Raw genomic sequence first — 24,661 nt, forward strand, 5'->3', positions numbered from 1 at the left:
CAACCACAACAGCAGCAACCTTATGTGAATCAGGCTCAACAACCACAACAGCAGCAACCTTATGTGAATCAGGCTCAACAATCACAACAGCAGCAACCTTATGTGAATCAAGCTCAACAATCACAAGCTCAGCAACCATACATGAATCAACAACAGCAGCAGCCTTATATGAATTCGCAATATTATATGCCACCACCATCGCCCTATGCTAATCAACAAGCGATGTTTTATCCACCAAAACAGCCGTACCCGACGCAGAGTAAACAAAAGCAACAACAGCCAAGTCAGTTTTCTAGTTTTGTTTCTCAATTTAAAACATCCGATGGTAACTATGATGTAAATAAAATGATGAATACAGCTGGACAAATGATGAATGCGATGAATCAGGTGACAGGTATTGTAAAGCAAGTTGGAGGCTTTTTTGGTAAGTAATGTTGAAGAGTTGTCTATGAAAGTATGGTATATGAAATAAAGGACTAGACAAATTTCCTTGTAATAAATGGGTATATATAACAAACGGCTTTCTCTCTTTTCTCATACTGTAAAGTGTAATCAGATTTTTTTAACGAGAGAGGAGAGAAAAAACTATGCATCATTGTCATCCTTGTTTTGGAGGGCATAAGCCTGTAGGACCTATTTGTACAACTGCTCCTGTCGTTCATCCGACGAAACAATGCGTAACACACTCTTTTTCAACAACGGTGGTGCCACACATTTTCCCAACACATACAACACATGTACATCATCAACAAATTAAAAACCAAAACTTCTTCCCACAAACAAATTCAAATGTAAATGTTGTGGACCCAATCGACCCAGGATTCGGCGGTGGATGTGGACCGTGTGGCCATGGTCATCATCACCACGGTCATCAAATATCTCCATTTGGGCCAGGACCGAATGTATCACCGTTTGGACCAGGACCAAATGTATCACCGTTTTTACCAAACAATGTATCACCAGTAGGTCCAAATATCGGACCAAACGTTGGTGGAATATTTAAAAAGTAAATGATATGTTAGAACTAGCGAAATGCTAGTTCTTTTTTTGTAATTGGAGTGTTGATATGAAAGTTATTGCAGTAACAGGATATAAGCCATTTGAACTTGGAATATTTAAAAATGATCATCCAGGGGTGGGGTGTATAAAAAAGGCATTACACCGTAAATTAACCACTTTTGTAGAAGATGGTTTAGAATGGGTTATAATAAGCGGCCAGTTAGGTGTAGAATTATGGGCTGCTGAAGTTGTTTTTGAAATTCAAGTAGAATATCCAGATTTAAAATTAGCGGTATTCACTCCGTTTTTAGAACAAGAAGAAAATTGGAAAGAAGATAATCGTGAATATTACGAATTTATTCTTTCTCAAGCAGACCATGTTGATAGTATCACGAAACGGAAGTATGAAAGCCCAGAGCAATTTAAATTAAAAAATCAATTTTTTATTGAAAAAAGTGATGCACTTTTAGCGGTATACGATGAAGAAAAACCAGGAAGTCCCAAATATATTGTAGAAACAGCAAAGAAAAAAGGGGAAATAGAAAATTATCACAGTTATTTCATTCTTTTTTCTGAGTTACAAGATATAATAGAAGAGGAACAGTGGAATAATGCAGAATAATATGTAATATAGTACTCGTATATATGATTGACAAAAAGCATTGTTTCTGAAAAAATTTAGTTAATGAAAGTTTTGGTAAAAATTTGAGGTGAAGAAAATGATTTCGGATAAAATTAAATTAACAGCGAAAGATATTTTAGAAAAAGAATTTAAAACAGGTATGAGAGGTTATCAGCAAGAAGAAGTAGATAAGTTTCTTGATATGATCATTAAAGACTATGAAGCTTTCCACAAAGAGTTTGAGCAATTAAAGCAACAAAATGCTCGTTTAAAGCGTGAATTAGAGGAACAAAAACTAGCAGTAACGCAAGTTCCACAACAACCTGTACAAACACCAGTTGCACAACCGGTTTATAACAACACGAATACGGATATTTTAAAACGCTTATCTAACTTAGAAAAAGCTGTATTTGGAAGTAAGTTATACGAATGATGTAAGGTGGGAAAAGGTTTAAGCATTTTACATAGAAAAAAACGTTGCAAAATCTTTTTGTTTCCACTATACTAATGGATGTCATAACGTTTGGGTAATCGCTGCAACGCCAACGTTGTAGAGGAAAGTCCATGCTCGCACGGCCTGAGATGGCTGTAGTGTTCGTGCCTAGCCAATTCATAAGCTAGGGTATTCTGGCTGTAAGGCTGGTTTAACGGCAGGGAAAAAACCTAAGTCCTTTCGGATATGGTTTGACTACCTTTAAAGTGCCACAGTGACGAAGTCCTTGAAGAAATGATAGGAGTGGAACGAGGTAAACCCCACGAGCGAGAAACCCAAATAATGGTAGGGGAATCTTTTCCAAGGAAATGAACGACGGGAAAGGACAGGTTTTATAACCTGTAGATAGATGATTGCCACCGGAGTACGAGGCGTGGGCCGTTTGTAGTACAAAGGAACAGAACATGGCTTACAGAACGTTATGAACCAACTATGAAATAACTCAGCTCTCCTTTGTTAGAGGAGGGCTTTTTATTTGTATGAAGTTATAAAGTATGAGTTAAAATGGTTAATGAGAAAATTTTTCGTAAAATGTAATGATTAATAGGAACAATTGCTATTAATTATTGTTTGAATATACATAAGAGGTGAATGCAAATGGGAAAAGTTACTTTAATTGCAACAGCGGCAATGGGTATTGAAGCGTTAGTTGCCCGAGAAGTTCGCGATCTTGGTTATGAATGTCAAGTAGAAAACAGCAAAGTAACATTTGAAGCAGATGAAAAGGCGATTTGTCGCACGAATTTATGGTTACGTACTGCGGATCGTGTAAAAATTAAAGTTGGCGAATTTAAAGCAACAACATTTGATGAGCTATTTGAAAAAACGAAAGCATTAAACTGGGGAGATTATATTCCAGAGAATGGCGAGTTCCCTGTTATCGGTAAATCTTTAAAATCTGAATTATTCAGTGTTTCGGATTGCCAACGTATTGTTAAAAAGGCTGTCGTTGAAAAATTAAAAACAACATATAAACGTACAACTTGGTTTGAAGAAGATGGTCCGTTATTCCGTATTGAGATTGCAATGCTCAAGGATATTGCAACATTAACAATTGATGCGAGTGGTGTTGGACTTCATAAACGTGGATACCGTATGGATCAAGGGGAAGCTCCGTTAAAAGAAACATTAGCTGCGTCTTTAATTAAATTAACAAACTGGAAGCCAGATCGTCCATTTGTTGATCCATTCTGTGGATCAGGTACAATTCCGATTGAAGCGGCATTAATTGGGCAAAACATTGCGCCAGGATTTAACCGTGGTTTCGCATCAGATGAGTGGGGCTGGGTAGGTAAACAAAACTGGCGTGAAGCGCGTCAAGAAGCTGAAGATTTAGCGAACTATGATCAACGATTACAAATCATAGGATCAGATATTGATCATCGTATGATTCGAGTTGCTCAAGATAACGCAGAAGAAGTAGGTTTAGGTGATTTAATTACATTTAAACAAATGCAGGTAAAAGATTTCACAACAAAAGAGGATTATGGCTACGTTGTAACGAATCCTCCATACGGAGAACGTTTAAGTGAAAAAGCAATCGTTGAACAACTGTATAAAGAAATGGGACAAGTATTCCGTCCGTTAGATACATGGTCAGCGTATGTATTAACAAGCTACGAAGCATTTGAGAAGTGTTACGGAAAAGATGCGTCGAAGAAGCGTAAACTGTTTAACGGATTTATCCGTACAGATTACTACCAATACTTCGGAAAACGTCCACCGCGTAATTCATAGTATAAAACTCCTCCAGCGCGCATATACTGGCTATTATGTAATGCGTAAAGGAGGAAGTGATATGGATAGTTTCCAATTATCAATGATTCAAAAAGCTATTCACCGTACGTATGATGAGCTCGGAAAAGAAGTGGATAGTCAAGGTGCGATTGTAGATGAAATACAAAAAGCACAAGAAGAATATTTGTCAGCTCTTTCACATGAAACAGCGATTGATAAACGGTATTTAAAGTCATTAATATAGAAGAAAATTTTCCTTTTTCGAAAGGAAAATTTTTTTTCGTGAATTTCTATGTATGGCAACAGGGGAAAGCAAATGCATACATATGCGTAGCAGTTGCTATTATCTTTTTATAGAAAAACTTTTTGGTTGGAGGCTAAGGATGTTTACTGAGAAGAGATTACCATTTGAAGTAGGAAAACAAGATAATTTTTATGATAAGTTGAATGAGTGGATTGGAGATGTGTTTTACGACATCCTTCCGGAAAAAGGCTTTGAAGAGCGTGATGAACAAATTTTTATGGCGTTTCAGTTAGAACGCGCTTTCCAAGAAAAGAAAGTTATGTTCGCAGAAGCGGGTGTAGGAACAGGGAAAACAATTGTATATCTTCTATATGCAATTTGTTACGCGCGTTATACTGGGAAACCAGCTATTATTGCTTGTGCAGATGAAACGTTAATTGAGCAGCTTGTGAAAGAAGAAGGGGACATTGCTAAGTTATCTGAAGCATTAGGGCTATCTGTTGATGTAAGGCTTGCAAAATCAATGGATAATTATTTATGCTTACGTAAACTTGAAGATGTTATGAGTGGACGAGCTCCAGAAGTAATTGAAGACGTATATTACGAGTTACCACAGTTTGTATTCGATCATGGTACGATGCAAAACTTTACTCACTATGGTGACAGAAAAGAATTTCCACTTTTAAATGACGAAGAATGGTCAAAAGTAAATTGGGATTACTTCCAAGATTGCTTTACTTGTGATTCTCGTCATCGCTGTGGACAAACTCTTTCTCGTGAACATTATCGTAAAGCAGCAGATTTAATTATTTGTTCTCAAGATTTCTATATGGATCATATTTGGACGTACGATGCTCGTAAGCGTGAAGGGCAAATTCCATTATTACCAGAAAGTAGCTGCGTTGTATTCGATGAAGGACATCTTGTAGAATATGCAGCTCAAAAAGCTTTAACATACCGTTTAAAGCAAACGATGATGGAGCAACTTTTAACGAGATTGTTGCAAAACGATATTCGCGAGGAGTTTGCACATTTAGTAGAAGAAACAATTTGGCAAACAGAGCGATTCTTTGATGTGTTACAAGAGAATAAAAAGGAAATTGCCGGTTCTGATCGTTTAGAAATTACTGTGACAGAAAAAGTAACAGCTGAAGCGAAGCGACTTTATGCAAAAATTGGTGAAGTCGGTGATGCATTAGTATTTGAAAGTGAAATGCATACAGTAAACACGTATGACTTAAATATCGTTGATGAGCATTTAGATGTGTTAGAACATTCACTTCGTCTGTTTATGCACGAGAAAAATGTAATTACATGGGGTGAAGAAGGTGATGGTGCCTTCACGTTAGTTATTATGCCGCGTGCAGTTGAAGAGGTGTTACAAGAGAAAGTATTCTCGAAGAAAATCCCGTATATTTTCTCTTCTGCGACATTATCGAACAACGATTCATTCGCATTTACAGCAAATAGTCTAGGGGTAAAAGATTACTTATCATTCTCAGTTGCCTCACCGTTTGATTATGAGGAGCAAATGGCGGTAAACTTACTATCGCATACGAAAGAAAATGAATGGGAAAGAAAGTGTCAATATACACTTGAAAATATACAAAAAACAAATGGACGTACGCTTGTATTATTCCGTACAACACAAGAACTTGCAGCGTTTAAAGAATATGTAAGTAAAGAACAAATGTCAGTTCCGTTCCTATATGAAGGAGATCAGGAAATTAGTCAGCTCGTTTCTCGTTTCCAAAATGAAGAAGAGACTGTACTTTGTGCCGTTCATTTATGGGAAGGTTTAGATATTCCAGGTTCATCATTATCACATGTTATCATTTGGTCATTACCATTCCCTCCAAACGATCCTGTGTTTGAAGCGAAACGTAAGCACGTAAATGATCCATTCTGGGATGTAGATGTACCGTATATGATTTTACGACTTCGTCAAGGGATCGGACGTTTAATTCGTACGAGCGACGATAAAGGTGCTATATCAATCTTCTTATCTGATTCAGAAGATGAGAAAGTAGTTGCAGCTGTGAAAAATGTACTGCCAGTAGAAGGTAAAGAATTATAAGGAAAAAGCTTGGCGCTTGCCAAGCTTTTTTCTATTATAAAAGGAATTTATGTTTCCGTGTCGAATTAAGTTTGAGGTAGAAAAAGGAGGCTTTTATACGATGACAGTTGCTACATATGAAGTAGAAAAACAATTTTTAACATACGTGAAGAAGATACAGAATTATGGAGAAGCATTAAGTTTAATGTTTTGGGATTTAAGAACAGGTGCACCAAAAAAAGGTGTGGATCAGCGTTCTGAAGTAATTGGTATGCTTTCGTCAGAAGTGTTTGCTATGTCGACTTCAGATGAGATGGGAAACTATTTAACAGAGCTTGAAGCTTTAATACGCGAAGATAAACTTTCTGAAACGACGAAGAAAATGGTTGAAGAGTGCCGGAAAGAATATGATAGAAATAAAAAAATTCCACAAGTTGAATATGAGGCTTATGTGAAATTAGAAGCGAAAGCGGAGAGTGTGTGGGAAGAAGCTCGCGAAAAATCTGATTTCGAAATGTTCCGCCCGTACTTAGAAAAAATTGTGGAATTTAAAAAGAAATTTATTACATATTGGGGTTATGAAACATATAAATACAATACATTATTAGATATGTATGAGCCAGGTATTACAGTGGAAGTTTTAGATCACGTATTTGGTCAACTTCGTGAGCGCATCGTACCGCTTGTAAAAGAAATCTCTGAGTCTAAAAAAGGATTAAAAACAAGTGCTTTATCGGAACGATTTTCAAAAGAAAAACAAAAGAACTTTACATTAGAATTATTGAAGCAATTGAATTATGACTTTGAAGCAGGTCGTCTTGATGAAACAGTACATCCTTTCGAAATTACATTAAATAGAGGGGATGTTCGTATTACGACACGCTATGATGAAAAAGATTTTCGTATGGCTGTTTTTGGAACAATTCATGAATGTGGTCATGCAGTATATGAACAAAATATTGCAGAACAATTTGAAGGTACACCACTTTGCAGTGGTACATCTATGGGTATTCACGAATCACAATCATTATTCTTTGAGAACTTTATCGGCCGTAATAAATCATTCTGGAAGAAGAATTATGATTTATTAAAAGAGTATAGCAATGGTCAATTTGATGATATGTCAGTTGATGAGTTTTATGATGCAATTAACGAATCGAAACCGTCATTCATTCGTATAGAAGCAGATGAGCTTACATACCCGCTTCATGTTATGGTTCGTTATGAGCTTGAGAAAGAATTATTTGATGGTACATTACAAGTGAAGGACTTACCAGCAGCTTGGAATGATAAGATGGAAGCATATTTAGGCATTCGTCCGGAAAATAATGCACAAGGTGTATTGCAAGATGTTCACTGGGCTGGTGGTTCATTTGGATACTTCCCATCTTATGCGCTTGGTTACATGTATGCAGCACAGTTTAAGCAAAGAATGTTAAAAGACATTCCGAACTTTGACGCATTATTAGAAGAAGGAAACGTAACACCAATTCGTGAATGGTTAACAGAAAATATTCACCAATACGGTAAAACGAAAAAGCCACTTGAAATTTTAGAAGATGTGACAGGCGAAGGATTAAATGCAAACTACTTAGCAGATTATTTAGAAGCGAAGTATAAAGAAATTTATGAGTTATAAAAAAGAGCTGCTTAATTGCAGCTCTTTTTTTAAGGGGGATAAAAGAATGCTTTATACATATACAGTAATGACGCAAGAAGAAGCAGAAGAGATTGCATATAACTGGCACTATGAAGGGAAATATTCTTTTTATGATATAGCGGCAGATGAAGAAGATTTAGATGAGTTTTTACATGATGAGAGTAGAGGGAATCATACATTTTCTATAAAGGAAAATGGCACTCTCATTGGTTTTTTTACTGTTTGTAAAATGAATAATGGAACGGTTGATATAGGACTTGGAATGAGACCTGATATAACTGGCAATGGATTTGGTTTACAGTTCGTGAATGCGGGACTAGCTTTTAGTGAAGAAAAATATGGGTGCAATTATATAACACTATCAGTAGTGAAATTTAATGAGAGAGCTATTAAAGTATATAAAAGGGCAGGGTTTGAAGCAGTTGGGACGTTTATACAAAAAACAAACGGTAGTTGTTTTGAGTTTTTGAAAATGAATTATATATGTGGAAAATAACAAAAAACAGAAGAGGGTTCTTCTGTTTTTTGCAACTTCATTAACTTTCAGTTGATAGCATGTGTACAGCTATTTCATGCATGTCTTTCAAACCTGATACTTGAGCGTATTCAGCAACAGTGATACTATTTGTTGTTAGAAGTTCGATAATATGTTCATCCATTCTTGACCAAGTTTTACCGCCAGAATTGTCATAAGAATTAATTAACTTTGTTAGTCCATCTTTCCCAAAGAGCAGATAATGGGAAGCGAAATCGATAGATACATCAGCTATCCCTACTTCTGTCCAATCGATTAAGCCAGTTACATTATTTTTCTTATCAATCAGGATATGACCTGGATGTATATCCCCGTGCTTTACTCCTACATGAGATGGCCAAAAAGAGTCTTCAGCTAGCCATGCTTGCCAACGATCCCATAAGTTTTGATTGATGTGGTATTGTTCCTTCACTCGATTCATCCTTTGTTTCATAGAAGTTCTTAATTCATTAGCAGTAAGAATTTCAACACCTATATTATTAAATTTTTGCTGAGGTAATGAGTGTAAATTCGCTAGAACTTTTCCTAATGAAATATTGTATTCAGTTGGTGCATTCTTTTCATTAAAGTTCCATATATATTCTTGTCGTTCTATATCGATAGTAGCGGCAGGAACGTCACTTAGTTGTTTATAAGCGATTAGTTCCTCAGAGAATATAGACCAATCAGGAACTTGGAATTCTACATGTTTTTTCATAAGTTCTAATGCTTTTTTTTCTCGTTGGACATGTCTCATAGATTCTGGTCTACGAGGAATTCTTAGTATCCATTTATCTCCGTTTTGTTCTTTAACGTGTGCTACTTGAAAGTCAACGCCAGATTCATTAATTACTATTGAATCTTCTAATATATTTAGTCCTTCCTTATTTGCTAATTGTTTAACTTTAAGTGTATTCATTCCCATTTCCTCCAAATGTTTATTCTAATTTTAATGTTTTCTGTTACTAATTGTTTCTAACTACATCAATATGATTAAAGTAGCGAGATATAAGGAAATGTAATCATAAAAAAACCACAGACGAGCTTCTGTCTGTGGTTAAGAGTAAACGAGGATATAATGAATAAACGCCTCTCTTTGTATGAAAAAATATACGAAAAAAAGACAGACGTATATCTGCCTTTCTTCATGTGGAAAGTGTACTCTTCCGTTGAAGATTATTAAAAATGTGCAGACTAATCCCGTTTACTCTGCTTTATGAAAACAGAGCCTTTGAACATATTAAGTTACTTATTGTTCAAAGTTTGCTGACGTAGTCTTCCTGCGTGCATCATCTTTAATAATCCTCCTTTTAATAGTATGGTAACACTATACTTTGTTTATAAGTAAATATCAATAAAAAATACTAGATATAATATCTTAAAAATCGAATTAACTAAAAATTTATATTCGGAAAATAGAGATAAAGGATATTTGCTTTTGTAATTGGAAATTGTGGAAGAAGATGTGTATGATAGAATTTTAGTAGTAAATAGTAGGTTTAGCAAGGAAAGGTAGAGGTAGTATGATTACAATTAAAACGAAAAATGAAATAGATTTGATGCATGAATCTGGAAAATTACTTGCTTCATGTCATAAAGAAATTGCGAAAATGATAAAGCCAGGTATAAAGACACAAGAGATTGATACGTTTGTTGAAATGTATTTAAAACAGCATGGTGCCACATCTGAACAGAAAGGTTACAATGGGTATCCATATGCGATATGTGCATCTGTAAACGATGAAATGTGTCATGGGTTTCCGGCCGATGTTCCTTTAAATGAAGGAGATATTGTAACAATTGACATGGTAGTAAACTTAAATGGTGGTCTTTCAGATTCTGCTTGGACGTATAGAGTTGGAAATGTTTCTGAGGAAGCGGAAAGGTTAATGGTAGTAGCTGAGAATGCATTGTATAAAGGGATTGATCAGGCGGTAATCGGTAATCATGTAGGAGACATTGGGTATGCAATTGAGAGTTACGTAGCAAATGAAGGTTTTTCTGTCGCAAGAGACTTTACGGGACATGGAATAGGTAAAGAGATCCATGAAGAACCAGCAATTTTTCATTTTGGGAAACAAGGACAAGGGCCTGAGTTGCAAGAAGGAATGGTAATTACAATTGAGCCAATTGTAAATGTAGGTATGCGATATTCGAAAGTAGATTTAAATGGATGGGCTGCAAGAACGATGGACGGGAAATTATCAGCGCAATATGAGCATACAATTGCAATTACAAAAGATGGGCCAATTGTTTTAACGACGCTTTGAAATAATATGTAAGAGTTTACAAAACTCGAACGAAAATGATGTTTTTATAAAATTTGTACGTGTTTTGTTAATAAATACTTTTCAAAGTATAAAAAGTGCGTTATAATCCATCTATAAAATAAATAGTTAGCTACACTCATATAATCGCGGGGATATGGCCTGCAAGTTTCTACCGAAGTACCGTAAATACTTTGACTATGAGTGAGGACGAATATATTGCTTGTTTAGCATTCTTTTTTGCGAAACTCCAAAAGCGCGTCTCTCACTTGTAACGAGTGGTGGCGGCTTTTGGAGTTTTTTATTGCATAAGAGGGGGAACAAACATGAAAGTATTACAAGAAAAGATTTTGAACGAAGGAAAGGTTTTATCTGGTGACGTATTAAAGGTAGATGCATTTTTAAATCATCAAATTGACCCAGTACTTATGCAAGAGATTGGAAAAGAATTTGCTAAACGTTTTAAAGAAGAGAACATTACAAAAATCGTAACGATTGAATCTTCAGGCATCGCACCAGCAGTTATGGCTGCATTAGAGCTTGGTGTAAAAGTAATCTTTGCAAGAAAACGTAAATCGTTAACGTTACAAGATAATATGTACGTTGCAAACGTATACTCATTTACGAAACAAGAAACGAATGAAATTTCATTATCTCGCAATCATATCGATGAAAATGATCGTGTATTAATCATCGATGACTTTTTAGCAAACGGTCAGGCTGCTTTAGGTTTAATGAGTTTAGTAGAGCAAGCTGGAGCGAGTATTGCAGGAATTGGAATTGTTATTGAAAAAGCATTTCAAGATGGAGGAAAGAAGCTTCGTGAACAAGGCGTTCGTGTTGAATCACTAGCAGAAATTGCATCACTTGATAACGGCACAGTTGCATTTGTACAGCATGAAACTGCGGAGGTGAAATAAGCAATGAAGCAGCATCCATTTAAAATTGCATCGCTTGGTATGCAGCATATGCTTGCTATGTATGCTGGCGCAATTATCGTACCGCTTATTGTAGGCGGCGGACTTGGTTTAAATCAAAAAGAGTTAACATACTTAGTCTCAATTGATTTATTAATGTGCGGCGTTGCGACAATTTTACAAGCATTATCAAATCGCTTTTTCGGTATTGGACTCCCAGTTGTACTTGGTTGTACATTTACAGCGGTTGGGCCGATGATTGCAATTGGAAAACAATACGGTGTGTCTTCTATCTATGGGGCAATTATTGCTGCCGGGTTATTCGTTGTTATTTTTGCGAAATTATTTGGAAAGCTTGTAAAACTGTTTCCACCAGTTGTAACAGGGTCTGTCGTTACAGTAATTGGAGTTACACTTGTTCCAGCCGCTATTAATGATATGGCTGGTGGAGTAGGAAGCAAAGATTTCGGAAGTCTTGAAAACTTAGCGTTAGCATTTGGAGTGTTATTATTTATCATCATTATGTATCGTTTCTTTGATGGGTTTATCCGTTCAATTTCTATTCTATTAGGTTTGTTGTTCGGTACTATCGTTGCAGCATTTATGGGGAAAGTAAGCTTGCAAGCAGTTGGAGAGGCGGATTGGTTCCATGGTATTCAGCCATTTTACTTCGGTACACCAACATTTGAATTAACACCAATTATTACAATGATTCTCGTTGCTTGTGTAGGGATTGTAGAAGCAACAGGTGTATACTTTGCATTATCTGATATTTGCAATAAAAAAATCGGTGAAAAAGAATTAACAAAAGGGTATCGTGCAGAAGGATTAGCGATGGTGTTAGGTGGTATTTTTAACGCGTTCCCATATACAACATACTCTCAAAACGTAGGACTTGTTCAATTAACTGGAGTAAGAAATCGCGTTATTATTTATACTTGCGGTGGTATGTTAATCGCTCTTGGGTTTATTCCGAAAATTGCAGCTATCACAACAATTATTCCGAAGTCAGTACTTGGCGGTGCTATGCTCGCAATGTTTGGTATGGTTATGGCATATGGTATTAAAATGTTAAGTAGCGTTGACTTTGGAAGACAAGAAAACTTATTAATCGTTGCATGTTCTGTTGGAATTGGGCTTGGCGTAACAGTCGTTCCTACATTATTCTCACAACTTCCAGAAAGCATTCGTATTTTAACAGATAACGGAATTGTACTTGGAAGTGCATCAGCAGTATTGTTAAATATCGTATTTAATATGGTGCCGCAGCGCAAAGTGAAAGTAAAAGAAGAGCCGGTGTCTATGCAAAGTGCAGTAAGAGAAGCGTAAAAAAGCAAGGTCTCGTTATGAGACCTTGCTTTTCTTTTTAAGTGGCATCATTTTCCCGTAAGTACCAAGACGCCAAATGTACTCAAGTGGCCCGTATTGGTAATGTGAAAGCCACCAGCGGCTAATAAAGATTTGTAACGTGTAGAAACCGACGCAGAATAGTGGTCCAACCCATAATGGAGCAAGATAATCATTTTTGAATAGTAGCCCAAATACAAGTAATGTAACAATTGTATGTGAGATGTAATTCGTTAACGCCATTCGTCCAACGTATTGGAATGGACGTAATACTGTTTGCCATTTTTCTTTTTGTAATAAACGCATTAACGTGACAATGTAGAAGATGAACAATGTCTTTCCGCTTATCATCGTAATACCCATAAGTGAAAATGGTGTGTATGGTTGATTGTTCATAAAGAAGTAAACCATAATAAACCACATCGGTAATGTTAAAATGAACATAATGATTTGCCATTTTTTAAGTTTTGGATCTAATTCCTTAGCACGGCGGAAAATGTCTTTTTTACCGGCATATAATCCGAGTAAAAACAATCCTAGTGTTTCAGGAAGCATAATAAGACTGTTACTTATTGCTTCAGAATAGAAAGAATAGAATCTGTCTGTAATTTGTAAGCCCCAGTTTTCTAACGGCATAATGGCTATGGAAAGGCCTAGTTCATCTACCGGCACTAATAACATGACAAGAGAACCTAATAATGTGAACAATTGCATGAAACTTAATAGTACAATTGACCATATTAAAATAGTACGTGTCTTTCTTTTGTAAAATAAAAATAAGAAAAACCCGGTAATTGCATAAGTATGTAAAATGTCACCGTCCCATAAAAGAACGTAATGTAAGAACCCAAATAATAATAAGATAAGTAAGCGGCGAACAAACAAAGTTTTTGGACGATCGGTCTTCGCCTCAGCACGATTCATAAAAATATAAAAACCTAATCCGAATAAAAACGAAAAAATTGTATAAAATTTCGTTTGAATAAACATATCGTAAAATAGGCGAATATAGCTGTCTATCCCTTCGTAAATTCCTGTAATATCACGTGAGTCAACCCCGGCAATAATTGGCCAGTTAACAAGAAAAATACCTAATACAGCTATTCCTCTAATAATATCGATGGAATGTATCCTCTCGCCTTGTGAAATGTTTTGTGTCATTATTTTCCTCCTTGTTAAGTAATTCCCTTTTATTATACAAAATGTAAAGAAGAGGGTATATAGGTAATTTCCAATTTTTAAAACTGTTAAGATGCGTATTATGAGATATAATAAGAGTGCACAACAAGTTTTAACCTTCTTCAAAACAGGCAGTAAAGCTCCTTCCTATAAGGGGCTTTCTTTATGAAAAGTGTTGATAATGATTCTCTTTAATGATAAACTGTATTCAAAAGTGATAATCATTATCAAAAAAGGTTGGTGCGTAAGTATGGTATATGCATTAGTAGCAGGTACAGTCGTTGTATATGCAGTTATTACAAAGTATGTTTTAAATGGAGTAGGAACAGCAAAATGAGTGATATGACATAAAATCCCTTTCATTTGTAAAAAGAATGAAAGGGATTTTTTATTTTTAATGAGAATATGCTGAAAATTTAGTATGATAGTAAAGTGAAACTGTAATCAATGGGTAGGTGTAACTCTCACTGGTTATGAGCTCGCAAATAGCAGGGAAAAGTATATACATCTTGGATAAAGGGGAACAAGGGGATGACAAACATAGTACAGACAAACGGTATGAGAAAACTTGTTTGTTTTTATGAAGAGTGGCAAAAACACGGCGATGCAGAGAATAGTTTAAAGTTGTTTGAGGTGATTCAAAAATATAAACAAGAACAGCTTATGATAGCGTTCTGCGGTCACTTCTCTGCAGGGAAATCAACGATGATGAATCATCTATATAAAGCACAGTTGTTACCAACAAGTCCAATTCCGACAAGCGCTAACGTCGTTAAAATTGAAAAGGGATTTGATCGTGTTGTTGTAACGATTAAATCTGGAGAACAGTACGAATATGATGGTGCATATTCAGCGGAAGAATTAAAACAAATTTGTAAAGACGGTGATGAGGTAATTGGTGTTCATATTTATCGGAATGATGCGCCAATTCCTGAGGGTGTTATGTTAGTTGATACACCAGGGATTGATTCAACAGATGATGCCCATCAATTAGCGACAGAATCAACGCTGCATCTAGCAGACGTAATTTTTTATATGATGGATTATAATCACGTCCAATCGGAAGTGAATTTACAATTTGTTAAAGAATTGAAACAACGTAATAAAACGGTTTATCTCGTTGTAAATCAAATAGATAAACATAAAGAAAATGAATTATCGTTTGAGGATTATAAAGATAGTGTAAAACAATCGTTCTCTAACTGGGATATTGAAGTAGATGGAGTTTATTATACGTCATTAAGAATGATGAAACATCCACAAAATGAAATTGGAAGCTTAGAAACATTAATTACATCTATTATGAAAGAAAAAGAGCAGTATGTAAGAGATGGAATGGAGCGAGAAACAGAATATTTAATGGGGGAACATTTCTCGTTTATTCTTTCTGAAAATGAAAAAGCTCTTTTGACATATGAGGAAGAGTTAGCATCACCGCTTTCGATTTCAGAAATAGTTGAAAAGAAAGAAGAGCTAACGGAAATTAAACATCGCGAGGCTAGTAAAGAATCTCATGTGAGAAACGAATTTATAAAAGGTTTACAAGCTATATTAGATAACGCGTATTTAATGCCATTTGAAATGAGAGAATTGGCAAATGCATATTTAGAAACGAAATTAACAAAGTTTAAAGTTGGTTTGCTATTTGCAAAAGGAAAGACGGAGCAAGAAAAACAAAGACGTGTAGAGGCGTTTTATTCTGCCCTTCAAAAGACTGTTGAAACGCAACTTGATTTTCATGTGAAAGAATTTATTGTGGCCTTCTTAAAAGAAGAAGGATTGTTCACGGAGGAAATTGGGAAAGACATATATGCTTTAGAAATTGCTTTTGGACCAGAAATGTTAGCTGAAGTCATTAAACAAGGTGCAGGTTTCACAGGTGATTACTTACTTCTTTATACAGCGGATGTAGCGAATGAACTGAAGAAACGTTATTTTACAAAAGCTCAGCAAATTTTTGATAAAAGTGCAGTCGTTTTAAAGCAAAAGGTGAAGGAAGCAGTTGCTCGTATGGAACAAGAGATTGAAAAATATACGATGTTGCAAACGGCAAAAGAGACGGAATTACAATACAGTAACAATTTAGAGACATATGAAAGTTATTTACAAAATATTTGGCGCGAGCGTGTTGCTACACCAGAAGGATTGCAAATAGAGGAGATATTGCAACGTGAAAAACAAATTGTTAGTGAGAAATTTACACTACAAGAGCAGGAGATTGTAAATGATAACGGGGCGGCTCATGAAGAAGAGATAAAAGGAACAGCAGTTTTAAATATTCAGCGTATATTAGAGAAAGTGAAGAAAGCTGAAATGATATTAGAGCCATTGCCAGCGCTGAAACATGTACAGCAAGAGGTAATAGAAAAAAGGCGTCGTGTGGAAACGAAACAATTTACAGTAGCGTTATTCGGAGCTTTTAGTGCTGGGAAATCATCATTTGCCAATGCCTTACTAGGTGAGAAGGTACTTCCTGTATCACCAAATCCGACGACGGCAACGATTAATCAAATTTTGCCGGTTACAGAGGAAAAACCACACGGAACATTAATGGTTCAATTCAAATCAAAGCAAGCTTTATTAGAAGATATGAAAGCTGTTTATAAGCTGTTTCATTATGAGATTACTACGTTAGATGAGGCGTTAGCACAAATTGATAAAGTTATGAAATATCCTTCACCAACTGGGAAGCAAAAAACAACATTTAGCTTTTTACGAGCGGTACAAAAAGGGTATGATGCAGTTTCTACTTATTTAGGAGAACAAGTACAAGTTACATTAGAAGAGTTCTCTGATTATGTAGCGAACGAAGAAAAATCATGCTTCGTTGAGTATATGGAGCTTTATTATGATTGTGCTTTAACAAGGCAGGGAGTAGCGCTTGTAGACACACCTGGAGCGGATTCTATTAATGCTCGCCATACGGATGTTGCATTCCAGTATATTAAAAACGCAGATGCTATTTTATTTGTAACATATTATAACCATGTATTCTCTCGTGCTGATCGTGAATTTTTAATTCAGCTTGGTCGTGTAAAGGATACCTTTGCCCTTGATAAAATGTTCTTCTTAATTAATGCGGCGGATTTAGCAGAGTCTGAAGAAGAACTTGAAATGGTAAAAGGTTATATCGCAGATCAGCTACTGCAATACGGTATTAGAAATCCGCGTTTATTTGCAATTTCAAGTTTATGTGCGCTTGAAGAGAAACAAGGAAAGAATGTTGAAAAAGAGAAGTATGGTATTTTACAAAACTCTGGAATTACTAAGTTTGAGGAATCATTTACGTCCTTTATGATGAGAGATTTAATGCTTGTTTCTGTGCATGCTCTATATGGTGCGTTGCAAGGGGCAGATCAGCTTTTAGTAAACATGATAAATGGTGCAAAGCAGGGGAATGAAGAGAAAGAGAAGCAAACGAAAAAATATGAAGCAGAGCGTGGTCAACTACTTCATATCATTTCATCATATAGTGTACTTGCTGAAGAACAGGCGATGCAAAATGAAGTGAAAGAGTTGCTTTATTACGTGCAACAGCGTCTATTCCTACGCTATAACGATGTGTTTACTGAATTTATTAATCCGGCGTCACTTCGAACGGATGGAAATGTGAAAACACAATTGCAACAGTGTGTTATGGAATTAGTAGCATTTATTCAGCATGATTTATTACAAGAAATGCGTGCGACATCATTACGTCTTGAAAAATGGATAGACGAAGCGATGAAGCGTGCAAAGGACGAAATTGTAGTGAACTGTAAAGTAGAAAATCAATCAATTTCTATGAATGGAACAGTGGAGTATGAATATAAAGATATTACACATAAAGAACCGTTCCCTTCAGTTGAAATAAAAGATTTCAAAAAAGCACTGGCACATTTTAAAAATGAGAAAAGCTTTTTTGAAAAGAATGACAAAGCTTTTATGCAAGAAGACGCTAAATCTGTATTAGAACCGCTCGTATCAAACTATGTAGCCGATGAAAAAGATTTATTTGTTCATCATTATAAGCAAGAATGGGATATGAAGTGGAACTTATTCCAAAAAGTGATGCAACAAGATGTGATGAACTATTATGAAAGTATATTGTTTGCATTGGCTGAAACGATCGATGTATCTCTATATCAACAAAGTAAAGAACAATTGCAAAAGCAGTTAGTAGAGATTGAAAAAGAAATTTATGTTATATAGTCGTTATGAGAAAAAGATTCGTTCAATTTTCTTTTGCAGTACAGTATCTAAAGATTTGACAAATCCAGCAAATTCATCGGTAGAAATCATATGAGTAAGAACGAGTCGTCTGCCATCTGGTGTTTCACCGCATAAGACGAATGAAGAAAATTCATATGTTTTGTTTTCTACTACTAATTTTGGGTAGGAATACGTGTCGCTTTTCTTCTTCTTTCCATCAATAGAGATGACGTTGCATTTTTTCTCATTGTTGTCCATGATGAACCCCTCCTTTCTATTAATTATGGTAGACAAGGAGGGTTTAGAACAATAGAGAAAGGGGAATTTTTATGGGTGTAGTAATAGAGTATATTTCGAAAGAAGAAGCTATACCGAAGTCTTTATTGCTACTTGCTGATCCAAGTGAACGGCAAATAGCTACATATGTACAAAGAGGATTAACATACGTAGCAAAGCAAGAGGGTAGCGTTATCGGTGTATATGTTCTTTTAGAAACAAGGCCAAAGACGATGGAAATCATGAATATTGCGGTTGCAGAGCATGTGCAAGGAAAAGGGATTGGAAAGAAGCTAGTAAGTCATGCTGTAGAAACTGCTAAAGGATATGGTATGTCAAAACTGGAAATTGGTACAGGTAATTCTAGTGTTTCACAACTTGCTTTATATCAAAAATGTGGATTTCGTATTTTTTCTATTGATTTTGATTACTTTTCGAAGCATTATGAAGAAGAGATTATTGAAAATGGCATTGTATGCCGTGATATGATTCGGCTTGCAATGGAATTGAATTAGAACGTATAACTTATTTAGGGGGAAGAGAAGATGGAAGTACATAAAGCAATTACAGCACATTCTCGTAAACAAAATGAAAGTGTAAAAGCATGTTTACAATTAGATGCGCAGCGTGAAGCAGCTATTGAAGCAGCCGTATCTCTTGCGTCAAATGGGAAAGAATTTTCGGTTGATGTCATTAATGTTGTAACAAAGCAAATTAATGATCTTGCAAAAAATGGTGTTACCTTGCAGCGTAAATATGTTACAGAAGAAATGGTTATGGAGTATGTAAGTCGTTTACAAGAGAAAGAAGGTCGTTAAAGATGATAGTTACAGTCGAATGGTTACGTGAGCATATAGAAGATGAGAACGTCCGTGTAATCGATTGTCGTTTTGATTTAGCGAATCCTAATTGGGGTAGAGAAAAGTATGAAGAAGAACATATTCCTCATGCTTTATATTTTGATTTGAATTTAGATTTATCAAGTCCTATAGTAGAGCATGGTGGCCGCCACCCGTTGCCAAGCATTGAAGAGTTTGCGGACAAGCTTTCGGAGGTTGGTATTGATGAACATACGACAGTAATTGCGTATGACAGTCAAGCTGGTGCAAATGCTGCTCGTTTATGGTGGTTATGTAACTATGTAGGACATGAGAAAGTATATATATTAGATGGTGGTTTCCCGGTTTGGAAAGAGAATGGACTACCGACAACAACGGAAATTCCTGTTGTTATACGAAAAACATTCAAAACAAACATACAAGATCATATGCTTGTATCGATGGAAACAGTAAGAGAGAATATCCAGGCAGGTGCAGATGTTACGTTAATTGATTCAAGAGAGCCAAAACGTTATGCTGGTGTAGAGGAACTTGTCGATCATAAAGCAGGACATATTCCGACAGCAGCAAACTATTTTTGGAAGGATGGAATGTTGCAATCAGGACAATTTAAGAATGAAGCTGAGCAACAAGGACGATTCCAAAATCTGTCGAAAGATAAGGAAACCATTGTATATTGTGGTTCTGGTGTTACGGCATGTCCAAATATCATTGCGTTAAAATTGGCTGGATTCCAAAATGTTAAATTGTATGCGGGTAGCTGGAGTGATTGGATTTCTTATCCAGAAAATCAAATTGCAAAAGAAGAAGATTAATCACTTGCATGCAAAAATAATTTGTATTAAAATAAGGTCACAAGCAAGAGATTGCTCGAAAAACTTTGTATTTTACACATTGGAAACAATGTGATAATATAACGACAAGTAAATAATACATCCTGCGGTGTACGTAACTTATTTATGTCTAAAACCGATGTTAGTTATACGGAAGCTCAATATTTAGCGACCATCATCAAGCCTTCCTTGTGGAGGAAGATGTACGGTAACTGTGAGGGCATCCACCTGCGAGTAGCGGGTTTTTGGACATTTACGAGGAGCGGCACGTGCGGGGGTCTTATTTCAACTAACCTTATATAAAATTCCTACGGTGTACGTAGCTTATGCATGTCTTAAACCAATAAGTTTAATATGGAAGTTCAATATTTAAATGTAGCTAACATGCCATCTTTTTAAGAAGGAAGTTACAAACATTTGTGAGAGCATCCACCTGTGAGAGCAGGTTTATGGACATCTAGAGAGAACGGCATATGTGGGGCTATATAAAAACCTTACGTTTTATACGTAAGGTTTTTTTGTTGCATAGATATATCAATATTATCTTGATTCACCTGTGAAGTTTCCGTAATAAATGTAGCACTTTCTGTCTTCATCAATCTCTCTTGAATCCAAGGAGAATTCCATAGACATGCCGTCTCGCTGAATATATATAATATCTGAATGAAGAGATGGTAAAATTTCTTCGTAGTTCCATACATCTTGACTATCTACTAAGCTTGAACTCGTTTCACTTAGTTCTCTAATTTCAAAACCGATGTGGGAGTATGTAGGGTCTGAAGGGTCATTGGCGAAAACTTCTTTTTGAATATAAATAACTGCTGTTCCGTCTGGATCAACCGAAGTTGCAGTAACAACATAAGTATTTTTCTCTTTAATAAAATATTCACAAGTCATGCGTGCGATAATTTCAGAATTAGAAATATTGGCGTAGTTCCATAAAGCAGGATACCCTTTCGTTTCATCATTAAGTCGATATTCTAAGCGCATTTCATCCCTCTTCTTCCTTTTTCTTCTACTTTATCATGCCATCCTATATAATAGGAATAGAATTTAAAAAGGGGAGTGCGAAGGTGACAAAAACGAAATGGCTAGTAGGTGGTGTCGTAACGTCTTTAATGACTGGCACTTTATTTGGTTGCGCACAAGATCTTCCCCCAAAACCGAATGATAATAGTTGTTCTGATTGGGATTGGGATGATGAACTTGGGGTATGGCAGTGTGATGATAGTAGTTCAGGTTATCGTGGGCATTATTTCTATGGTGGGCGATATTATCAAAATAAATCCACTTTTAAAAATTCATCGGCGTTTAAATCGTATCAATCGTCTGCTGAATTTAAAGGTGGAATTGGAAGCGGTTCAAAGGGAGGATTTGGGGGCTAAAATATGTCGCAATACATAAGGGATCGAAAAGATTTTTATTTAAAATATCCGAATTTTTGGTCGGATTTATATGAATGTGAATATAGTTTGTTTCATGTTTTTTCTATAACAAATCAGACTTTGGAACAATTACACTTAGCGACTGAACGAATGGGTAAAATATTTTTTAAGACTGCTAGACTTTTGCGAAATTTAAGTGACGAACAGATTCTTGAGCTTGGTTTTCCTCCTGCGAGCTTATCATTCATTAGAATGAAAGGATTATATCCTGAATCTGTTATTTCACGATTTGATTTCGTTATAACGGTTGATAACCAAATTAAAATGCTTGAGTTTAATAGTGATACACCAACTTTTATTATGGAATGCTTTCAAATGAATGGAAAAGTTTGTGAAAACCTAGGTTATGATGATCCAAACTCGGATCAAGAACGATTACTATCTTCTGGTGTTACGAAAGCTGTAATGGAAGCGACAAAGGGATTAGACAATCCAAATGTTGTTTTTACAGCACATCATGAACATATTGAGGATTGGAATACGACTATGTATTTAAGTCAGTTATGCCATGTTGAAAATAAAGTAGTGCCAATGTCAGAACTTAGAATTACGAAAGGTGCTCTAGTTGATAAAGATGGGGCGAAGATTGATGTTTTATATCGTCAAACATATCCGATAGAAGATTTAATTGAGGATCAAGATCCTGAAACAGGAGATTTGGTAGGTGTGGAACTGCTGCAACTTGTAAAAGCCGGAAAGCTTTTTATAATAAATCCTTTGTCAGCATTTTTACTTCAGCCAAAATCAATTCAGTGTCTTATTTGGGGGTTAGCAGAAGAAGAAGTCTTTTATACAAACGAGGAACAACAGTGGATTAAAGAATATATGTTACCTACATATTTAGAACCAGATTTATTTTTAGGAAAAGGTTCTTTCGTTCAAAAACCTTCATTTGGTAGAGAAGGAGATACAATTACGATTCGCGATAAGGATGAAAATATTATGCTTCAAAATGCACATCAAACGTATAAAACTTCACTGCCGATATTTCAAAAGTATATAGAACTTCCAGTCGTATCCTTGGAAACAGAAAAAGGGATGGAGAAACTGTCGTATGTGTTTGGTTCTTTTTTAATTGCTGGAAAAGCAAGTAGTATCGGTATTCGCGCGGGAGAAAAGATTACAGGAAATGAATCGTACTATTTACCGGTAGGTATAAAAAGGAGGGGGAAAAATGATTAATTTTTTATCATATTTAGCAGTAACACTCGGACTTTTATGTATTGGTCTGTTCTTGATGGAAGTGACAACGAAAGTTAAGGAATTTAAGTTAATGGCTCAAGGGAATAAGGCGGTAAGCTATGTGCTTGGAGGACGATTACTTGGGTTAGCTATTGTTTTATATTCGACAGCAGCTAATTCAATTTCACTTCTTGATATGATTTCGTGGGGAGCAGTTGGGATTTTGGCTCAAATTATCGTTTTTTATTTAGCTGAGTGGCTTACACCACGCTTTAATATAAACAAAAGTCTTGAAGAAGATAATCAAGCAGTCGGTCTTTTTCTTATGTTTTTATCGCTTTCAATTGGGATTGTAATTGCTGGCTGTATAACTTATTAAAAACTTTACGTTTAAACGTAAAGTTTTTTATTTTATTCCGCTATTTGCCGGGCAGCCCGATTGGTGAGGGCTAATAATCAGTGGGGGATGAACAAAACCCCACTGATTAAAGTTTCACTTTATATATGTTAGTTTGCCATACCTTTTGAAAAAATTGTAGGCTACGGTTGACATCTATTTTAAATAAGAGTAACATTTTCAATGTAATGAAAATAAGTCTCTGTTAGGTGAGGCTCCTGTATAGAGAAATGCTACTGCCCAAAAATGTCGAGAGACGCCAATGGGTCAACAGGAATGATCGAATTAAGGTTTTTCTTAACGTAGCTGGTAATGTACCTATGCTATACAGTGCTAAAACTCGGTGAGGGAGAGGTCCGTAGATTTCTAATTATATTAGAAATCGTTTATTTGTGTATGTAATGGCCACTACTCTCTTAAGGGTAGGGGTCTTTTTTGTTACCAAGCTATGAGTAATTTCATAGTATAAACTATAAAATTAAACGAGGAGGTGAGGAGCATGTCAAATTCTGACTCGGTTCCGTTACCCATATACTTCAAATCAAAAATATATGATGTAGGCAGGAAACGATTTGTTCCTCCCTCTATATTTATCACAATGTAGCGTTTATAAAGCGCTAGACACTTTCACAGTAAAGTGGATAAATTGAGAAACAAAGCGTTTCTTCCTATGTTGTAAAGGAGGAGACGATAATATGTTATATGCAAACAAAACTGTGGGTAACACGTCATATAAACTAAGTAAAAAATCAATAAAAGAACAAACAATGCTTCAAAAAAATAAAGATTTATTAATTGAAATTGCAACAAGAGATGTAAAATCTGTATTTGCATATTTTAAAACAACAAGAGACGGACTATCAATGAAAGAGGCACAAAAACGTATTCAAGTATATGGCCGAAATGAACTAACTTCAAAAAGAGCACTTCTTGCAGAAGTAATGATGAAGCTTGGTGGCATGATCCCAGGTTTTTCAAAACAACGTGTGTGTGATGAATTACAACGTGAAACGATTACTGTATCTAGAGTAGAATGTTCTAGTAGTACAGGGCTAAATAGTGAACTGAAAATGATGGAGATACCAGTGCAAGAACTTGTACCTGGAGATATGATTTTTCTTTCGGCTGGAGATGCTGTGCCAGCTGATGTACGTATTATTTATGCAGATGATTTATTAGTAAATGAGTCTGTGTTAACGGGAAACGAAGCGAGTATAGAGAAGTTTGAAAGCTGCTATCACCTTGAACGTAAACGATTTATTCCATTAAAACGGATGAAAGATTATAATCCACTTGAGCTTGAAAATGTATGTTTTAAAGGTTCGCATATTGTTAGTGGAAATGCAAAGGCTGTCGTTGTTTCTACTGGAAAAAATACGTATTCAGGCATATTGCATACTTGTTGTAGTAGGATGTCTTAATGTGTGAATGGTGCTAAATATACAAAAACCATGTATAATAGA

25 protein-coding genes, 3 other RNA genes and 2 riboswitches are annotated in these 24,661 nt (G+C 35.7%); of the genes, 24 read left to right on the forward strand and 4 right to left on the reverse strand.

Features of this window, described 5'->3' with window-relative positions:
• From MR160_RS10300 to MR160_RS10345, 10 genes are all read left to right on the forward strand, one after another.
• A partial coding sequence (locus MR160_RS10300; protein ID WP_242297317.1) for a YppG family protein occupies nucleotides 1-432 on the forward strand: 432 nt, incomplete at its 5' end.
• Nucleotides 433-587: 155 nt separating this feature from the next.
• Entirely contained in the window at nucleotides 588-1,010 is a 423-nt protein-coding gene (locus tag MR160_RS10305) for a CotD family spore coat protein (RefSeq protein ID WP_000546292.1), read from the forward strand.
• 56 nt (nucleotides 1,011-1,066) lie between these two features.
• Nucleotides 1,067-1,621, forward strand: coding sequence for an SLOG family protein (locus MR160_RS10310; protein WP_000862927.1), 555 nt, complete (start codon nucleotides 1,067-1,069; stop codon nucleotides 1,619-1,621).
• A gap of 97 nt (nucleotides 1,622-1,718) precedes the next feature.
• Complete coding sequence (gene gpsB / locus MR160_RS10315; RefSeq protein WP_000622431.1) at nucleotides 1,719-2,054, forward strand: cell division regulator GpsB; 336 nt, start codon at nucleotides 1,719-1,721, stop codon at nucleotides 2,052-2,054.
• Between the two features lie 86 nt (nucleotides 2,055-2,140).
• Nucleotides 2,141-2,531: RNase P RNA component class B (gene rnpB / locus MR160_RS10320), an RNA gene on the forward strand.
• Nucleotides 2,532-2,711: 180 nt separating this feature from the next.
• Nucleotides 2,712-3,851, forward strand: a complete 1,140-nt coding sequence (locus MR160_RS10325) for a THUMP domain-containing class I SAM-dependent RNA methyltransferase (protein ID WP_097826060.1) — start codon at nucleotides 2,712-2,714, stop codon at nucleotides 3,849-3,851.
• 61 nt (nucleotides 3,852-3,912) lie between these two features.
• Nucleotides 3,913-4,095: a DUF3921 domain-containing protein gene (locus MR160_RS10330; RefSeq protein WP_000376895.1), complete on the forward strand. Its 183-nt coding sequence runs from the start codon at nucleotides 3,913-3,915 to the stop codon at nucleotides 4,093-4,095.
• A gap of 139 nt (nucleotides 4,096-4,234) precedes the next feature.
• Nucleotides 4,235-6,172, forward strand: a complete 1,938-nt coding sequence (locus MR160_RS10335) for an ATP-dependent DNA helicase (RefSeq protein WP_000493696.1) — start codon at nucleotides 4,235-4,237, stop codon at nucleotides 6,170-6,172.
• Nucleotides 6,173-6,272: 100 nt separating this feature from the next.
• Complete coding sequence (gene ypwA / locus MR160_RS10340) at nucleotides 6,273-7,790, forward strand: carboxypeptidase (protein WP_000215085.1); 1,518 nt, start codon at nucleotides 6,273-6,275, stop codon at nucleotides 7,788-7,790.
• A 46-nt stretch (nucleotides 7,791-7,836) separates the two neighbouring features.
• The gene (locus MR160_RS10345) at nucleotides 7,837-8,307 is read left to right on the forward strand and encodes a GNAT family N-acetyltransferase (protein ID WP_242297319.1); all 471 of its coding nucleotides are present in this window, start codon (nucleotides 7,837-7,839) and stop codon (nucleotides 8,305-8,307) included.
• Between the two features lie 40 nt (nucleotides 8,308-8,347).
• On the opposite strand, the gene mphL is transcribed toward MR160_RS10345, so the two are convergent.
• Entirely contained in the window at nucleotides 8,348-9,244 is an 897-nt protein-coding gene (mphL, locus tag MR160_RS10350; protein WP_242297321.1) for a macrolide 2'-phosphotransferase MphL, read from the reverse strand.
• A gap of 604 nt (nucleotides 9,245-9,848) precedes the next feature.
• Here mphL and MR160_RS10355 point away from each other — a divergent pair.
• The 3 genes from MR160_RS10355 to pbuX all read left to right on the forward strand — a co-directional run bounded on the left by MR160_RS10355 (nucleotide 9,849) and on the right by pbuX (nucleotide 12,838).
• Entirely contained in the window at nucleotides 9,849-10,595 is a 747-nt protein-coding gene (locus MR160_RS10355) for a type I methionyl aminopeptidase (protein ID WP_000628412.1), read from the forward strand.
• Between the two features lie 116 nt (nucleotides 10,596-10,711).
• Nucleotides 10,712-10,813, forward strand: a riboswitch (purine riboswitch).
• A gap of 105 nt (nucleotides 10,814-10,918) precedes the next feature.
• Nucleotides 10,919-11,512, forward strand: a complete 594-nt coding sequence (locus MR160_RS10360; protein ID WP_000866481.1) for a xanthine phosphoribosyltransferase — start codon at nucleotides 10,919-10,921, stop codon at nucleotides 11,510-11,512.
• Between the two features lie 3 nt (nucleotides 11,513-11,515).
• Complete coding sequence (gene pbuX, locus MR160_RS10365) at nucleotides 11,516-12,838, forward strand: xanthine permease PbuX (RefSeq protein WP_000809215.1); 1,323 nt, start codon at nucleotides 11,516-11,518, stop codon at nucleotides 12,836-12,838.
• A 15-nt stretch (nucleotides 12,839-12,853) separates the two neighbouring features.
• Here pbuX and MR160_RS10370 read toward each other — a convergent pair whose 3' ends face one another.
• A complete protein-coding gene (locus MR160_RS10370) occupies nucleotides 12,854-14,017 on the reverse strand; it encodes a DUF418 domain-containing protein (RefSeq protein WP_000193087.1) in 1,164 nt (387 codons plus the stop codon).
• Nucleotides 14,018-14,216: 199 nt separating this feature from the next.
• Between MR160_RS10370 and MR160_RS10375 the strand changes: the two genes are divergently transcribed.
• Nucleotides 14,217-14,372 carry a hypothetical protein gene (locus MR160_RS10375; protein WP_000600126.1) on the forward strand — a complete coding sequence of 52 codons (156 nt, stop codon included), beginning with the start codon at nucleotides 14,217-14,219 and terminating at the stop codon, nucleotides 14,370-14,372.
• 194 nt (nucleotides 14,373-14,566) lie between these two features.
• Nucleotides 14,567-18,226 (forward strand): dynamin family protein, encoded by a 3,660-nt coding sequence (locus MR160_RS10380; protein ID WP_242297323.1) that lies wholly within the window; start codon nucleotides 14,567-14,569, stop codon nucleotides 18,224-18,226.
• A 3-nt stretch (nucleotides 18,227-18,229) separates the two neighbouring features.
• Here MR160_RS10380 and MR160_RS10385 read toward each other — a convergent pair whose 3' ends face one another.
• Nucleotides 18,230-18,484, reverse strand: a complete 255-nt coding sequence (locus MR160_RS10385) for a DUF3931 domain-containing protein (RefSeq protein ID WP_000369740.1) — start codon at nucleotides 18,482-18,484, stop codon at nucleotides 18,230-18,232.
• A 71-nt stretch (nucleotides 18,485-18,555) separates the two neighbouring features.
• Between MR160_RS10385 and MR160_RS10390 the strand changes: the two genes are divergently transcribed.
• From MR160_RS10390 to ssrS (MR160_RS10410), 5 genes are all read left to right on the forward strand, one after another.
• Complete coding sequence (locus MR160_RS10390; RefSeq protein WP_000539328.1) at nucleotides 18,556-19,017, forward strand: GNAT family N-acetyltransferase; 462 nt, start codon at nucleotides 18,556-18,558, stop codon at nucleotides 19,015-19,017.
• 30 nt (nucleotides 19,018-19,047) lie between these two features.
• Nucleotides 19,048-19,320 (forward strand): YpbS family protein, encoded by a 273-nt coding sequence (locus MR160_RS10395; protein ID WP_000451820.1) that lies wholly within the window; start codon nucleotides 19,048-19,050, stop codon nucleotides 19,318-19,320.
• Nucleotides 19,321-19,322: 2 nt separating this feature from the next.
• Nucleotides 19,323-20,156: a sulfurtransferase gene (locus tag MR160_RS10400; RefSeq protein ID WP_000637581.1), complete on the forward strand. Its 834-nt coding sequence runs from the start codon at nucleotides 19,323-19,325 to the stop codon at nucleotides 20,154-20,156.
• 116 nt (nucleotides 20,157-20,272) lie between these two features.
• A non-coding RNA gene (gene ssrS, locus MR160_RS10405) (6S RNA) lies at nucleotides 20,273-20,455 on the forward strand.
• 21 nt (nucleotides 20,456-20,476) lie between these two features.
• Nucleotides 20,477-20,660: non-coding RNA, 6S RNA (gene ssrS / locus MR160_RS10410), on the forward strand.
• Nucleotides 20,661-20,714: 54 nt separating this feature from the next.
• On the opposite strand, the gene MR160_RS10415 is transcribed toward ssrS (MR160_RS10410), so the two are convergent.
• Nucleotides 20,715-21,164: a hypothetical protein gene (locus MR160_RS10415; RefSeq protein ID WP_001235522.1), complete on the reverse strand. Its 450-nt coding sequence runs from the start codon at nucleotides 21,162-21,164 to the stop codon at nucleotides 20,715-20,717.
• A gap of 83 nt (nucleotides 21,165-21,247) precedes the next feature.
• On the opposite strand from MR160_RS10415, the gene MR160_RS10420 reads away from it, so the two are divergent.
• The 4 genes from MR160_RS10420 to MR160_RS10435 all read left to right on the forward strand — a co-directional run bounded on the left by MR160_RS10420 (nucleotide 21,248) and on the right by MR160_RS10435 (nucleotide 24,619).
• A complete protein-coding gene (locus MR160_RS10420; RefSeq protein WP_000169030.1) occupies nucleotides 21,248-21,559 on the forward strand; it encodes a hypothetical protein in 312 nt (103 codons plus the stop codon).
• Nucleotides 21,560-21,562: 3 nt separating this feature from the next.
• Nucleotides 21,563-22,801, forward strand: a complete 1,239-nt coding sequence (locus tag MR160_RS10425) for a glutathionylspermidine synthase family protein (RefSeq protein ID WP_000084926.1) — start codon at nucleotides 21,563-21,565, stop codon at nucleotides 22,799-22,801.
• Nucleotides 22,794-23,180, forward strand: coding sequence for a DUF350 domain-containing protein (locus MR160_RS10430; protein WP_000606873.1), 387 nt, complete (start codon nucleotides 22,794-22,796; stop codon nucleotides 23,178-23,180). The genes MR160_RS10425 and MR160_RS10430 overlap by 8 nt, the downstream gene beginning before the upstream one ends.
• Nucleotides 23,181-23,392: 212 nt before the next feature.
• Nucleotides 23,393-23,558: riboswitch (M-box (ykoK) riboswitch) on the forward strand.
• Between the two features lie 335 nt (nucleotides 23,559-23,893).
• Nucleotides 23,894-24,619, forward strand: coding sequence for a P-type ATPase actuator domain-containing protein (locus MR160_RS10435; RefSeq protein WP_000964950.1), 726 nt, complete (start codon nucleotides 23,894-23,896; stop codon nucleotides 24,617-24,619).
• Nucleotides 24,620-24,661 lie beyond the last annotated feature (42 nt).

It is taken from the genome of Bacillus cereus group sp. BfR-BA-01382, assembly GCF_022663475.1.
Lineage (GTDB): Bacteria > Bacillota > Bacilli > Bacillales > Bacillaceae_G > Bacillus_A > Bacillus_A thuringiensis_S.

Coding starts and splice junctions, on each gene's coding strand:
- MR160_RS10305 (WP_000546292.1), top strand. CDS start 588: ATGCATCATTGTCATCCTTGTTTTGGAGGGCATAAGCCTGTAGGACCT.
- MR160_RS10310 (WP_000862927.1), top strand. CDS start 1,067: ATGAAAGTTATTGCAGTAACAGGATATAAGCCATTTGAACTTGGAATA.
- gpsB (WP_000622431.1), top strand. CDS start 1,719: ATGATTTCGGATAAAATTAAATTAACAGCGAAAGATATTTTAGAAAAA.
- MR160_RS10325 (WP_097826060.1), top strand. CDS start 2,712: ATGGGAAAAGTTACTTTAATTGCAACAGCGGCAATGGGTATTGAAGCG.
- MR160_RS10330 (WP_000376895.1), top strand. CDS start 3,913: ATGGATAGTTTCCAATTATCAATGATTCAAAAAGCTATTCACCGTACG.
- MR160_RS10335 (WP_000493696.1), top strand. CDS start 4,235: ATGTTTACTGAGAAGAGATTACCATTTGAAGTAGGAAAACAAGATAAT.
- ypwA (WP_000215085.1), top strand. CDS start 6,273: ATGACAGTTGCTACATATGAAGTAGAAAAACAATTTTTAACATACGTG.
- MR160_RS10345 (WP_242297319.1), top strand. CDS start 7,837: ATGCTTTATACATATACAGTAATGACGCAAGAAGAAGCAGAAGAGATT.
- mphL (WP_242297321.1), bottom strand. CDS start 9,244: ATGAATACACTTAAAGTTAAACAATTAGCAAATAAGGAAGGACTAAAT.
- MR160_RS10355 (WP_000628412.1), top strand. CDS start 9,849: ATGATTACAATTAAAACGAAAAATGAAATAGATTTGATGCATGAATCT.
- MR160_RS10360 (WP_000866481.1), top strand. CDS start 10,919: ATGAAAGTATTACAAGAAAAGATTTTGAACGAAGGAAAGGTTTTATCT.
- pbuX (WP_000809215.1), top strand. CDS start 11,516: ATGAAGCAGCATCCATTTAAAATTGCATCGCTTGGTATGCAGCATATG.
- MR160_RS10370 (WP_000193087.1), bottom strand. CDS start 14,017: ATGACACAAAACATTTCACAAGGCGAGAGGATACATTCCATCGATATT.
- MR160_RS10375 (WP_000600126.1), top strand. CDS start 14,217: ATGATTCTCTTTAATGATAAACTGTATTCAAAAGTGATAATCATTATC.
- MR160_RS10380 (WP_242297323.1), top strand. CDS start 14,567: ATGACAAACATAGTACAGACAAACGGTATGAGAAAACTTGTTTGTTTT.
- MR160_RS10385 (WP_000369740.1), bottom strand. CDS start 18,484: ATGGACAACAATGAGAAAAAATGCAACGTCATCTCTATTGATGGAAAG.
- MR160_RS10390 (WP_000539328.1), top strand. CDS start 18,556: ATGGGTGTAGTAATAGAGTATATTTCGAAAGAAGAAGCTATACCGAAG.
- MR160_RS10395 (WP_000451820.1), top strand. CDS start 19,048: ATGGAAGTACATAAAGCAATTACAGCACATTCTCGTAAACAAAATGAA.
- MR160_RS10400 (WP_000637581.1), top strand. CDS start 19,323: ATGATAGTTACAGTCGAATGGTTACGTGAGCATATAGAAGATGAGAAC.
- MR160_RS10415 (WP_001235522.1), bottom strand. CDS start 21,164: ATGCGCTTAGAATATCGACTTAATGATGAAACGAAAGGGTATCCTGCT.
- MR160_RS10425 (WP_000084926.1), top strand. CDS start 21,563: ATGTCGCAATACATAAGGGATCGAAAAGATTTTTATTTAAAATATCCG.
- MR160_RS10430 (WP_000606873.1), top strand. CDS start 22,794: ATGATTAATTTTTTATCATATTTAGCAGTAACACTCGGACTTTTATGT.
- MR160_RS10435 (WP_000964950.1), top strand. CDS start 23,894: ATGTTATATGCAAACAAAACTGTGGGTAACACGTCATATAAACTAAGT.